The 12,057-nt window shown below is 67.9% G+C and carries 12 protein-coding genes; 7 read left to right on the top strand and 5 right to left on the bottom strand.

Translation table 11 applies throughout. The features are described from left to right. The 5 genes from prmC to pip all read left to right on the top strand — a co-directional run. The coding region (gene prmC / locus D180_RS01370) for a peptide chain release factor N(5)-glutamine methyltransferase (RefSeq protein ID WP_043090280.1) at positions 1-650 on the top strand (650 nt) is incomplete at its 5' end. 162 nt (positions 651-812) lie between these two features. Then, a complete protein-coding gene (locus tag D180_RS01365; RefSeq protein WP_232760254.1) occupies positions 813-1,442 on the top strand; it encodes a hypothetical protein in 630 nt (209 codons plus the stop codon). 344 nt (positions 1,443-1,786) lie between these two features. Then, on the top strand, positions 1,787-2,632 hold the full coding sequence (locus tag D180_RS24125) for a hypothetical protein (protein ID WP_198526492.1): 846 nt from the start codon (positions 1,787-1,789) through the stop codon (positions 2,630-2,632). Next, entirely contained in the window at positions 2,629-5,013 is a 2,385-nt protein-coding gene (locus tag D180_RS01360; RefSeq protein ID WP_051064757.1) for a hypothetical protein, read from the top strand. The genes D180_RS24125 and D180_RS01360 overlap by 4 nt, the downstream gene beginning before the upstream one ends. A gap of 119 nt (positions 5,014-5,132) precedes the next feature. Further along, complete coding sequence (gene pip, locus D180_RS01355; protein ID WP_017911355.1) at positions 5,133-6,074, top strand: prolyl aminopeptidase; 942 nt, start codon at positions 5,133-5,135, stop codon at positions 6,072-6,074. 73 nt (positions 6,075-6,147) lie between these two features. Here the strand turns inward: pip and D180_RS01350 are convergent, their stop codons facing one another. After that, a complete protein-coding gene (locus D180_RS01350; protein ID WP_017911354.1) occupies positions 6,148-7,038 on the bottom strand; it encodes a transglutaminase family protein in 891 nt (296 codons plus the stop codon). A gap of 125 nt (positions 7,039-7,163) precedes the next feature. Between D180_RS01350 and D180_RS01345 the strand changes: the two genes are divergently transcribed. Continuing rightward, entirely contained in the window at positions 7,164-8,111 is a 948-nt protein-coding gene (locus D180_RS01345) for a hypothetical protein (RefSeq protein WP_232760252.1), read from the top strand. Between the two features lie 30 nt (positions 8,112-8,141). On the opposite strand, the gene D180_RS01340 is transcribed toward D180_RS01345, so the two are convergent. From D180_RS01340 to D180_RS01325, 4 genes are all read right to left on the bottom strand, one after another. After that, positions 8,142-8,939 (bottom strand): N-formylglutamate amidohydrolase, encoded by a 798-nt coding sequence (locus D180_RS01340; protein ID WP_043090277.1) that lies wholly within the window; start codon positions 8,937-8,939, stop codon positions 8,142-8,144. Continuing rightward, positions 8,932-9,483, bottom strand: a complete 552-nt coding sequence (locus D180_RS01335) for an NUDIX hydrolase (RefSeq protein WP_017911351.1) — start codon at positions 9,481-9,483, stop codon at positions 8,932-8,934. The genes D180_RS01340 and D180_RS01335 overlap by 8 nt, the downstream gene beginning before the upstream one ends. 236 nt (positions 9,484-9,719) lie before the next feature. Next, positions 9,720-10,643 carry a 5'-3' exonuclease H3TH domain-containing protein gene (locus D180_RS01330; protein ID WP_017911350.1) on the bottom strand — a complete coding sequence of 308 codons (924 nt, stop codon included), beginning with the start codon at positions 10,641-10,643 and terminating at the stop codon, positions 9,720-9,722. After that, positions 10,640-11,215 carry a nitroreductase gene (locus D180_RS01325; RefSeq protein ID WP_017911349.1) on the bottom strand — a complete coding sequence of 192 codons (576 nt, stop codon included), beginning with the start codon at positions 11,213-11,215 and terminating at the stop codon, positions 10,640-10,642. The genes D180_RS01330 and D180_RS01325 overlap by 4 nt, the downstream gene beginning before the upstream one ends. 155 nt (positions 11,216-11,370) lie before the next feature. Between D180_RS01325 and D180_RS01320 the strand changes: the two genes are divergently transcribed. Continuing rightward, on the top strand, positions 11,371-12,057 hold a 687-nt coding region (locus D180_RS01320), incomplete at its 3' end, for a DUF1631 family protein (protein WP_232760250.1).

The following is a 12,057-nucleotide window of genomic DNA, read 5'->3' as shown; positions in this document are numbered from 1 at the left end:
GGGGGGAGCCGGTGGCCTACCTGACCGGCCGGCGCGGCTTCTGGACCCTGGACCTGGCGGTCGGGCCGGCCACGCTGATCCCGCGCGCCGACACCGAGCGGCTGGTGGAACTGGCGCTGGAACGGCTGGACCTGGCACCGGGCCGCCGGGTCGCCGACCTCGGCACCGGCAGCGGCGCCATCGCCCTGGCCCTGGCCAGCGAGCGGCCGCAGGCGCAGGTGACGGCCACCGACCTCAGTGCGGAGGCGCTGACCATGGCGCAGGCCAATGCGCACGCACATGGCCTGGGCAACGTCGCCTTCGCGCATGGGCCGTGGCTGGCGCCGCTGGCCGGCCAGCGCTTCGATCTGATCGCCAGCAACCCGCCTTACATCGCCGAGGATGACCCGCACCTGCAGCAGGGCGATCTGCGCTACGAACCGGCCAGCGCGCTGGCGTCTGGCCCCGATGGGCTGGACGACCTGCGCCGGATCGTCGCCGATGCGCCGGCGCATCTGCTGCCCGGCGGCTGGCTGCTGCTGGAACACGGCTGGGACCAGGGCGCGGCGGTGCGCGCGCTGCTGGAGGCGGCCGGCTTCGCGGAGGTGGCGACGTATCAGGACCTGGAGGCGCGCGACCGGGTCACGCTGGGGCGCCAGCCGCTGGCCTGACCCGCCGGCGCCGGGGTATGGTGCGTGGGTAACGATGCCGGACATGGATGACCCGCAATGTTCACCCTCAGTCGCCTTTCGAATGCGATGCGCGTACCGCCCACGCCCGCCGTGGCATAGACGGGTGCGCGGCATGCCGAGGGTGCGTGGATCCCTGCCGGCGTGACCGCTCGTCGCAGGCCCCGTCTCAGAATCCTGCGCGCACTCGCTGTCGCTGCCATCCTCGTGGCTGGCGCGGGCTGCTCCAACGGCATCGACGTCGGCAACGATGGCGCAACCGGGCATCTGAATCCGCACCCGGTCAAACGCGACGAGGTCATCGCCACGTCCCATGCGCCGGGGCCGTGGGATGCATTCGAGGGCGCCTACATCGGATACGACGTCGTCAATAAGAAGTGCGTTCCGATGATCCCCTTCATTGGTCAACAGCAAGTCCCCAATACCGGACTCGACGTTCCGATGACCCGCGTAGACGACCATACGTGGAAGGGGTATTTCTACCGTGATGCGCTGCAGGATGAGGATTACTTCAAGCTTGGGGTGTGCCATTGGGACGTCACGAGCGTGAGCGCCAGTGCGATTGCTCAGGGCCTAAGGTTTGCGCGGAGCGGCTCTATGGAGAAGATTCTGCGCGAAGGTGGAGGGACCAGGTATTTCAAGAAGGTCGCGTATGGGGATAAGTCCCTGGTCCCTTACGGGGCGCAGGATTTCGATCCTGCTGATCCTGAAGTGCTACAGCATCCGGACGCGTATTTCTCTGTCACCCTCGCTGTCAGGGAGGCCCAGCCGTGAAGGGGATTGATCAAGCGGTTGCCGATGCGGCCAACGACGCGTATGTGAATCGTCCTCGAAGCGATATCGCTGCAAGAAGCAGGTGCATTCAGGTGAGAGGCGCTACTGGGTTCTCGGCTTTTCCAGTGGCTCAGCTACAGGCTTCCAGTCAGTTATGTAACCAATACCTGGCGCTGCCGCATGCCGGTATCAGAGCCCGATGGCGATTCATCAGGAAAATCCGGGCCATGGATGTGGGTCAGGATCTCACTTGTACCCTTTGCGCGATGGGCAGTGGCGACATGGTTTCCAGCGAGTAAGATCGCAGTCGCAACTTGGCGTCTTGATAAAGGAGAGGTGGCGCGATGAGCGACGAAAAGAGCACGTACAGCGACAATCCCTATCGTCCACGCGCCCGCACGATGCGCGATGCGCAACTCCTGCGCGACATGGGCAGCATCAATGCGGACGTCTACGCCAGGCTTGGCGCGCTGCCGCGTGGTGGGGTGCCGATTGCGCCCTGGCGCAAGCCGAGACTGCCATTGCCACCAGACCCCACTGCCGCGCTGCCTGCGGCCTCTCCCCCCGAGGACGATACGATGAAACTGCACCACCTGGCCGCTGCCGCCATTATGCCCCTGGCCGCGACCGCCGCCGGTTGTTCGAAAGGTATCGATGTTGGCAACGACGGTGCGACCGGGCATCTGAATCCGCATCCGGTCAAGCGCTACGAGGTCATCGCCACGTCAAATGCGCCGGGACCGTGGGATTCTTTCAAGGGTGCTTACATTGGATATGACGTCATCAATAAGAATTGTGTGCCGATGATGCCAGTTCTTGGCGAGCACCATGTGCCTAACACCGGGCTCGATATTCCTATGGTCCAGGTGGATGACCACACGTGGAAGGGCTATTTTTATCGCGATGCCCTGCTGGATGAAGATTATTTCAATCTCGGGGTTTGCCACTGGGATGTGACAAGTGTGGGTGTTAGCGCGATTGGCAAGGGTGTGAAATTCGGTTGGGGAGGGTTGTTGGAAAAAATCTTGCGCGAGGGTGGTGGGAAAAGCTATTTCAAGAATAGTTCTTATGGGGATCCTGCTTTGGTTCCCTATGGTGCGCTAGAGTTCCAGTCTGACGATCCCGAGGTTCTTAAAGACCCTGATGCTTATTTCCCAGTGACGATCACTGTTAAGGAAGTCAAGTCATGAAAGTCATTGATCAAGCGTTAGCTGATGCAAGTAATGACTCGTATGCCAACCGATCACAGCGTGATGTGGGCGATAACAATAGATATGTTTCTCTAGATGGCCAGGATTATAAGATATTTGGCTATGCCAGTGATCCGGCTACCGGCTTTCACGCAACTGCGTATCAAAGCGTTGCGTCGCCTCACAATGTTATTGTCGCGTACCGAGGTACTGATCCTGGTCTATTTTCAGGTAAGAGTGTTTCGGAAAAAGCGGACCACGCGCTGACGACGCTGCAGGACATCGCCGTCGATGCAAAGATGGTGCGAGATACCGTCAACGCGCAGAAGTCTGCGGCCGACGCGTTTACAGCGCAGATGATCGCCAAAGCGGCTGCGCAGGGCATCCCGAAAACCCAGATATTCGCTGCCGGCCACTCCCTGGGCGGCGCATTGGCGGAACTCCAGGCCGCCAAATATGGCCTGCGCGGCGCCACCTACAACGGCTTCGGCGCGGCGGACATGATCGATGGCCCGCCGCAGCCGGGCTTCCAGCTCACCAACTACCGCATGGCCGGCGACGTGGTGAGCGCGGCCAGTCCGCATGTCGGCAAGGTGGTGTCGCTGGCCAGCGAAGAGGACATCCAGAGCCTGCGGGCCGGCCGCTACCTGGATGCGCCGCCCGGGTCGGCGCCGCCAAACGCGCTGATCGCGATGCGGCTGAGCGACCACGGCGGCCAGCAGCACTTCAGCAGCGACAGTCCGGACAATATCCTGCAACCCCAGCGCTTCCAGGAAGCGACGCAGCGCTACGCGGCGAACAAGGACGCCATCGACCGCTTCGGCAGCGATGTGTCCTTCGCACGCGCCGAACTGTCCGAGTCGCTGCGGCAGATGCGCGGGAACGACGGGCAGGGCCAACTGTCGCCGAATCTGCGGCGGCAACTCAACGAGTACCTCGTGCTCAACGCCGATCCCGCCATTCGCGACACCATCGCGCGTGGCGCGCCCGTGCGCGGGGTTGCCGACGGCCTGCAACACGGTGCCGATGCCGTGCGCGCCGGCGGTCGCTACGTGCAAGCGCTGGACGAACGTATCGCGATCGTGGCGCGGGAGGGCGGGCGCCTTACCGCGCCCTTCATCCCGGTTGCGCCGCTGGCTGGACATGTGGTGGGCGAAGCCGCCCGTCTGCACGGTCAAGGTGCGGATGCGGCGGCGCGGTGGGTGGGCGGCGGGCTGGAATCGGCCAAAGGCGCCGTGGAGCGAGGCGCGCATGCGGCTGCCGACGCCGTGGTGGAGCGGATCCATGATCCTCGCTTCCAGGCGGGCGTGGCCAACGTCGCCAATCACATCGTCGATGCCTACGATGGCGCGCGGGTCGCGGCGCAAACCGCCACGCAGACGTATCAGCTCGGCAAGCAGGCGGTCTCCGATGGGATCGACCGGGCCGAACGTGCGGTGGCGCAAACCTACGACGCAACCAAGCACGTGGTGACCGACGGCGTGCAGCAGGTGGGGCGCGCGGCCACCCAGGCCTACGGCGCCGCGAAGCATGTGGTGATTGAAGGCGCGGAGCAGGTTGGGCGTGCGGCCACTCAAACCTACGACGCGACCAAGCACGTGGTGACCGAAGGCGCGCAGCAGGTCGGGCGTGCCGCCACCCAGACCTACGACGCCGCGAAGCATGTGGTGACTGAAGGCGCGGAGCAGGTTGGGCGTGCGGCCACTCAAACCTACGACGCGTCCAAACACGTAGTGACCGAAGGCGTGGCGCAAGCTGGACGTGCGGCCACCAGTGCCTATGATGCGGCGAAGCAAGCGGCCGACAGCGCCGCGCGGGTTGGTACGCACGCGTACGAAGCCGCAAGACAGACCGCCACGCAAGGCATCGATGCCGCCAAGCACGCGGCGGGCAAGGCCTACGACACGCTGACCCATCCCGGGCAGTGGTTCCAGCGCAGCGCGCCGGCCCAAGCGCCTGCCGCGACGCCTGCTTCCGGCGTCCAGTCGGCGCCGTCGGCCGGACACAAGGCCGATCGTGAGCAGAACCTCGCCGCACTGCCTGCGTCCGATCAGACCATGTTCGCGCGCATCCGCAGGGACGTACCGACGCGTATCGACGATGCGCATGTCGCGCAGGCGATGCTCGGTGCCAAGCGGGCCGGCATCGCCGATGCCGACAAGATCGACCGGGTGCAGATGGCCGGCGACACGCTGTGGGTGTCCGGCACCACGCCGGGCTTCCGCGCCGCCACGGACGTGGCGCAGGCCGCTGCACCGATGCACGAGACGGTGCAGCAGGCGCAGGCGTTCAACCAGCAGCGCGCGCAGCACCTGGCCATGGAAGCGCAGCAGCGGTTGCAGGACGCCCCTGGCGGCAGAGGCGCGCCGGCGATCGGTTGATCCCGACCCCGGTTGGCCGATCGGCGCTGCGCCAGGTCCGTTCGCGGCCGGCCGTTGCTGGTCAGCGCCGCTCAAGTGGCGCGCATGGGTAGAATCGCGGTTTTCCCGCAGGAGTCGCCATGCGCACGCTGTATCCCGAGATCGAGCCGTTCGACAGCGGCATGTTGCCGGTGGACGCACGGCATACCCTGTCCTACGAACAGTGCGGCAATCCGCACGGCAAGCCGGTGGTGCTGCTGCATGGCGGTCCCGGCGGCGGCTGCAACGCCAAGATGCGCCGCTTCCACGATCCGGCCAAGTACCGCATCGTGCTGTTCGACCAGCGCGGCTCCGGCCGCTCCACGCCGCATGCCGACCTCGTCGACAACACCACCTGGAACCTGGTCGCCGATATCGAGCGGCTGCGCACGCACCTGGGCATCGACCGCTGGCAGGTGTTCGGCGGCAGCTGGGGCTCGACCCTGGCGCTGGCCTACGCGCAGAGCCATCCGGAGCGCGTCACCGAACTGGTGCTGCGCGGCATCTTCATGCTGCGTCGCTGGGAACTGGAGTGGTTCTACCAGGAAGGCGCCAGCCGCCTATTCCCGGACGCATGGGAGCACTACGTCGCGGCGATCCCGCCGGTGGAGCGCGCCGACCTGATCTCCGCCTTCCACCGGCGCCTGACCAGCGACGACGAGGCCACCCGCCTGGCCGCGGCCAAGGCCTGGAGCGTGTGGGAAGGCGCGACCAGCTTCCTGCACGTGGACGCCGATTTCGTCGACAGCCACGAGGACCCGCACTTCGCGCTGGCCTTCGCCCGCATCGAGAACCACTACTTCGTCAACGGCGGCTTCTTCGAGGTCGAGGACCAGTTGCTGCGCGACGCGCACCGCATCGCCGACATCCCGGGGGTGATCGTGCACGGCCGCTACGACGTGGTCTGTCCGCTGGCAAACGCCTGGGACCTGGCCAAGGCCTGGCCGAAGGCGACGCTGCAGATCACCCCGGCCTCCGGCCATTCCGCGTTCGAGCCCGAGAACGTCGACGCGTTGGTGCGCGCCACCGACGGCTTCGCCTGAGTCCGCGCGCGGCTGCATAGCGCGTTCACGGAAGGGCGGTGCTGCGCATGGCGGCACCGTCCACTGCAATGATTCAGCAGGCCAGCGCGTTGCCGGGTTCGCATCCGGCGGCGGTGATGGCACCGGCCGCTGCGAAGGGGCGCGTGTCGAGCTGTGCCTGCTTGGTCTCGTCGGTCCACACCACGAACGATTCCAGCACGTTGTCGCCGAAGGTGGTGCTGATCGCCACGTCGGCGGCGTCGCGGCCGCGCGCGATCAGCACCCGGCCGATGCGCGGCACGTTGTGGCGTGCATCGAAGGTGTACCAGCGCCCGTCGAGGAAGGCTTCGAACCAGCCGGAAAAATCCATCGGTGCGTCCGAGGCTGGGACGCCGATGTCGCCCAGATAGCCGGTGCAGTAGCGCGCCGGGATGTTCATGCAGCGGCACAGCGCGATCGCCGCATGCGCGAAGTCGCGGCACACGCCGCGCCCTTCCTGCAGCGCCTGCGCGGCGCTCTTGGTGGCGCAGGCATGGGCATAGCCGAAGGCGATGCGCGTATGCACGTAGTCGCAGATCGCCTGTACCCGTGCCCAGCCGGGCGGCGTGCCGCCGAACAGCTCCCAGGCCATGCCACTGAGCAGGTCGGTCTCGCAGTAGCGGCTGCCGAGCAGGTACACCAGGGCGTCGTCGGGCAACTGCTCCACCGGCGTCTGCGCGGCGTCGTAGCGGTACTGGTCCGGCAGTCCGCTGTCGCGCACCACCGCATCGGCACGCAGGGTCAGCGTGCCGGCGGGCGCCTGCAGGCGCGTGCAGCGGTTGCCGAAGCCATCGCGATAACGGTGCAACGGCAGCGCCGGCACGCTGTGCAAGGCGGTGGCGGCAACGATGTCGTCGCGGCGGCTGTCGTGGATGTCCAGCATCGCCAGCATCGGCGTCGCTTGCGCGAACCGGTAGCGGATTTCGTAACCGAGGCGGATGAGCATGTGGGGTCCGATGCGGGGCGGGTTTCCGGTACGGACCGGTCCAGCCCGAGCGTGCGCAGGAGACACTCAGCTTAGTGTGAAGGCGGGCGGCAGCCGCTTCAGCATGCTGAGCGGCGTCGTGGCCAGTGCATGCCGAACGGCCGCAGGGGCAACCGGGCGTTGCGGATCGCGGGCGCCGCTGCGCCAGCCGCGTACCGCTGCACTGGGGGCGCATCGCGGCGGCGCTGCCGGTCGCGGACTGCTTGGGTGCGGGCGAGCGGTCGTCGTCGAACGGGGTCGCGGATCGACACGCCAGGCGATGTCCAGCGACGTCTCGCTCCGGTCTCGCAGGCTTCATTCTCCTTCAGCGTCCGCACACCTGCCGTAGACTGCGCTGCCGCGCGCTGCATGCCCGACGACGTATGATTCCGCTATTGACCTTGCGTGAGACGCTGGATGCCTTTGCCGCCTGCAACGACGACGGTCACGTGCACGAGGCGTTCGGCTGGGTGCATGCCACCGGCGAGGATCCGCTGCAGGCGCGCTTCTGGTTGCCGCCCGACGAAGCCACTGCATTCGGCGACGATGACACACCGCCCGCGGCGGCGCGCGCGCTGGGCTTGGCGCCCTACCTGGAATCGGCGACGTTCGCCGACGTGCTCGACGTGCAGAAGCGGCAACGCCCGCTGTCGACGTTATACGACTACGCGCAGGCGTTGGTCTACTACGCGGAGTACGACGCGTTCCTGCAGGTCGAGGGTGTGGACGAGGCGCTCGGCGAGGCGGACGAGGACGCTTGGGAGGCGGCGCGCGCGGTTGGCGTCGGTGCAGGCGTCTTTGCCTCGTTCGATCTGGTGCTTGCGCGCTGTCCGCCCGAATGCGTCAAGCCGATAGCGCAGCGGGTCGCGCACCTGCTGGACTGGCCGATCGGCCAGGCGTTGGCCGCCTGTCGCGCCGGGTCGCTGACCGTGGGCGAGGCATTGGATCGTCTTCGTGCCGCGGCGATCGCGGCCGATTTCGCCGCACTCGGCGTTCCGCTGCAGGTGCAGGGCTACAAGGCGTTTCCGTGGATGCCAGTGCCGACGCTGGCATGAGGCGTGGTGCGGGAAGGGCGTCGGCGTTACTCAGCCCAGCGCCAGCAACTGCGGCTGCAGCGTGCTGAAGATCCGCGCCAGCCGCTGCGCCCAGGCCTGCTGGCCGGCGGCATCGGCGATCAGGTCCTGGCGGATCTCCAGTTCCACGTGCGGCAGGCCGCGGCCTTCGCCGTGCACGGGCACCGCGTAGTCGCTGCTGTCGCTGACCGCGTAAGGCGCGTTGTCGCCGACCAGCAGGTCGTCTTCCTCGCGCAGCGCCTGCAGCAGCGCGTGGGCGAAGCGGGTGTCGCGGTGGTAGAGCACGCCGGCATGCCAGGGCCGCGGCGCGCCGTCCATCACCGGGGTGAAGCTGTGCATCATCACCAGCACGGTGGGGCGCGCGGCGGCGCGGCGTGCGTCCAGTTCGGCGGCGATGCGCGCGTGGTAGGGCGCATGCACGGCGTCGATGCGCTGCTGCCGCTGCGCCGCCGTGAGTGCGGCGTTGCCCGACACCACGGTGCGGTCGCTGACCGGCGGAATCAGTGTCGGCGAGGCGAGCGGGCGGTTGCAGTCGATCAGCAGCCGCGAGTAGGTCTGTTCGATCGCCCAGGCGTCGAGCAGCGCGGACAGCGCGCGGGTGGTGCCGGCGATCCCGATGTCCCAGCCGATGTGCCGGTCCAGTTCCGCCTGCGCCAGGCCGAGGCCGTGCAACGCGCGCGGCACTGCCTGTCCCGCGTGATCCGCCAGCAGCACGAACGGCGATGTACCGTGTGGTCGGTGGATGCTGAACACCGGCGGGTCGTCCGCGCCCAGCAGCGGCGGCAATGCGTGGCTGAGACCCTCAGCCACGCGGCGTGCCGTCGAGTTCGTGTTCGATCATCCACAGCCCCGCCCACAGCTTCGCGTCCAGTGCGTAGCCTTCGCCCATCTTCTGCACCAGCCATGCGGCGGCGCGCGTGCGCGGCACCGAATGCACGGTGATGTCCTCGCTGGCGTCGCCGCCGCCGTTGCCGACCTTGCGCAGGCCGCTGGCACGCACGAAGGCGATCTTCTCGTTGCTGGCGCCGGCCGAGGTCGGGCCGATCAGCAGCACTTCGGCGTGCTCGGCGGTCCAGCCGGTTTCCTCTTCCAGTTCGCGCACCGCCGACACTTCGATCGATTCGCCGGCATCGATGTCGCCAACCAGTCCGGCCGGCATCTCGATGGTGCGGGCCTGCAGCGGCACGCGGAACTGTTCGACGAACAGCACCTCGTCGTCCGGCGTGACCGCCACGATGATCGCGGCCAGGCCGCCGGCGTGCACGCGCTCGGAATACTCCCAGGTGCCGCGCACGACCATGCGCTGGTACTTGCCTTCGTAGACGATGCGGGGCGGGGAATCGTGGCGGGGCATGGGCAGCTCGCAAGATGGCGGAGGAAGAGGGCGCGGTCGCGCACGGCGCGGTCCGGCGATGCGGTGCAGTGTAGAACGTGCGTTGTGTTTTTGATGCGCGCCAGATCGTGCCCGGTGTCGCTGGCGCCGCGCGAGTCGCTCGGCGCCAGCGACCCCACAGTGCAACCGGCACAGCGCGTGCGAGGGCGTGCCTGCTTCGGGCAGCGGCATCGCCTGCCCGTGGCGAAGGCCAGCGCTCAGCCGGCCACAAACTCCAGGCCGGCCGCCTGCAGCAGGCGGCGTCGGGTCAGCGGCCCGAAGCGCAGCGCCTCGCACAGGCCGTGCAGCATGTCGGCATCGGCCGCGCCGCGGGCGAAGTCCGCGCTGGCGGTGTGCAGCGGCGCGTCCAGGGCGATGGTGGTCAGCTGCCGCCACAGCAGCGCGTGTTCACGCTGCTCGCGCAGGCGCACGGCCATCTGCGCAGCGCCGCGCAGGCGCAGGAACGCCACTTCGTCGACCCGCGCCAGCAGCGTGTCCAGGTCGCCGAAATGCGCCAGCAGGATCGCCGCCGACTTGGCGCCGATGCCGGTGACGCCGGGAATGTTGTCGATCGCATCGCCGGTCAGCGCCAGGTAGTCGGCGATCTGGTGCGCATGCACGCCGTGGCGCGCCTTGACCCCGGCTGCGCCCCAGCGCTGGCCGCGGCCGTAGTCCCACTGTTCGTCGAACTCCAGCAGCAACTGCGACAGATCCTTGTCGGCGGACACGATGACGCCGTGGAAGCCGTCGCCGCGTGCACGGTGCAGGGCGCTGCCGATCAGGTCGTCGGCCTCGTAGTCGTGGTGCGCCAATACGCCCAGGCCCAGGGCCGCGCACAGCGCCTTGCAGTGCGCGAACTGGCGGCGCAGCGCGTCCGGCGCCGGCGCGCGGTTGGCCTTGTAGGCGGCGTACAGGCGATGCCGGAAGCAGCTGTCCAGCGCTTCGTCGAAGGCGATCACGATGTGCTGCGGTCGCTCGCGCTCGAGCAGGTCGAGCAGGAAGCGCGCGAAGCCGTGCACCGCATTGGTCGGCCAGCCCTGTGCGTCCTGGAATTCGTCGGGAATCGAATGCCAGGCGCGGAACACGTACAGGCTGGCGTCGACCAGGTACAGCGGCCGCGACAGGGGCAGCCCTGCGTTCACGGCGTCCAGTCGCTGAGCAGCGCGCGTGGGTCCGGCCGCTCACGCTCCGGCACGTCGAGGCGGGCGGTGCCGATGTGGATGAAGCCGGCGACATGCTCGTGTTCGGCCAGGCCCAGCCGCGCGGACACCGTTTCGTCATACGCCATCCAGCCGGTCAGCCATTGCGCGCCGAAGCCGTAGGCCTGCGCGGCCTGCAGCAGCGCGAAGCACACCGAGCCGGCGGTCATCCACTGTTCGATCTCCGGCACCTTGTGTCCGCGCTGCAGGCAGGCGATCACCGCGATCACCACCGGCGCATGCGCGAAGCGTTCGCGATCCTTCTCCACCGCCGCCGGCGCCGCGCCGGGATCGCGCTGCAGGGTGCGCGCGGCGAGGATGTCGCCCAACGCCTGACGCGCCGGGCCGGCGATGCGCAGGAAGCGGAACGGCACCAGCTTTCCGTGATCGGGGACACGCACTGCCGACTGCAGCATGGCCAGCAGCGTCTCCGCGTCCGGTCCCGGCTCGCCCAGCTGCTTGGATGGCACTGAACGGCGCGCATCCAGCGCTTGCAGCGAATGAATTGTGCGCATAGTCTCGATTCCGTGGGGCGGGCGCGGAATTATAGTCGGGCGCTCGCAGGCGGCAGCGGATGCCGCAGTTACACGGACAATCGCGTTGTGTTGCTGATCTGCCGCTAGCTTCCGAATTGACGTCGGTCTCACTGCTGCCTGCGTATCACACTGCCATGACCCTTGCTGAATACGCTGAAGAGTTGTCGCCCAGCCGCAACGCGGATCTGCTCGATCAGGTCCGGGATGTGGTGTCGGTTCCGCTCGCCGGCGCTTTCGGCGAGGTGCTGGACGTGCTGGCCGAAGCGCTGTTCCGCATGGCCGAGCGCGCCGGGCCGACCCAGAACGATTATTTCGAGGCGATCCAGCTGCTGCGCCAGCAGCGCGAGCCGATCGCCGCGCGCTTCCGCGCGCACCTGGCCCAGGCCTGGCAGGCGCTGGAAGCCGGCCGTCCGCTGTCGGTGGAGCGCAGTCTGGCGCGCGAGCGCGGCGACCTCAGCCTGGTCTCGGAACAGGAACTGGACGTGCGCCTGGCGGTGCGCAACCTGGCCGGGGCGATCCAGCACCGCTGGCGGCCGGAGCTGATGCGGCTGAACCGGTTCCTCGGCTTCATCGCCGGCGGCCAGCGCATCGATGCCGACAACAACCCGTTCGGCCCCGAGCACGTGGGCGCGGCGGTGTATGCGGCGCTGCACGGGCTGGTGCTGGCGCCGCAGGTGCAACTGGCGATCGTCAAGATCTGCGAGCAGGAACTGCAGGAGCGCGTCGGCGAACTGTATGCGCAACTGGAGCAGCGCCTGAACGAGGTCGCGCGCGCCCGCGCGCTGCCGAGCGGGCGCCCGCGCCGCCGCGCCATCCCGCGC

The sequence above is a fragment of the Xanthomonas sp. SHU 166 genome, assembly GCF_000364685.1.
Classification (GTDB): Bacteria; Pseudomonadota; Gammaproteobacteria; order Xanthomonadales; family Xanthomonadaceae; genus Xanthomonas_A; species Xanthomonas_A sontii.
Note: the sequence above shows the minus strand (reverse complement) of the source record. Positions and strands in the feature narration are given on the sequence as shown.

What these genes read in the sequence shown, in the direction of transcription:
- pip (WP_017911355.1), top strand. Translation starts at nt 5,133, where the DNA reads ATGCGCACGCTGTATCCCGAGATCGAGCCGTTCGACAGCGGCATGTTG.
- D180_RS24125 (WP_198526492.1), top strand. Translation starts at nt 1,787, where the DNA reads ATGAGCGACGAAAAGAGCACGTACAGCGACAATCCCTATCGTCCACGC.
- D180_RS01335 (WP_017911351.1), bottom strand. Translation starts at nt 9,483, where the DNA reads ATGCCCCGCCACGATTCCCCGCCCCGCATCGTCTACGAAGGCAAGTAC.
- D180_RS01325 (WP_017911349.1), bottom strand. Translation starts at nt 11,215, where the DNA reads ATGCGCACAATTCATTCGCTGCAAGCGCTGGATGCGCGCCGTTCAGTG.
- D180_RS01360 (WP_051064757.1), top strand. Translation starts at nt 2,629, where the DNA reads ATGAAAGTCATTGATCAAGCGTTAGCTGATGCAAGTAATGACTCGTAT.
- D180_RS01350 (WP_017911354.1), bottom strand. Translation starts at nt 7,038, where the DNA reads ATGCTCATCCGCCTCGGTTACGAAATCCGCTACCGGTTCGCGCAAGCG.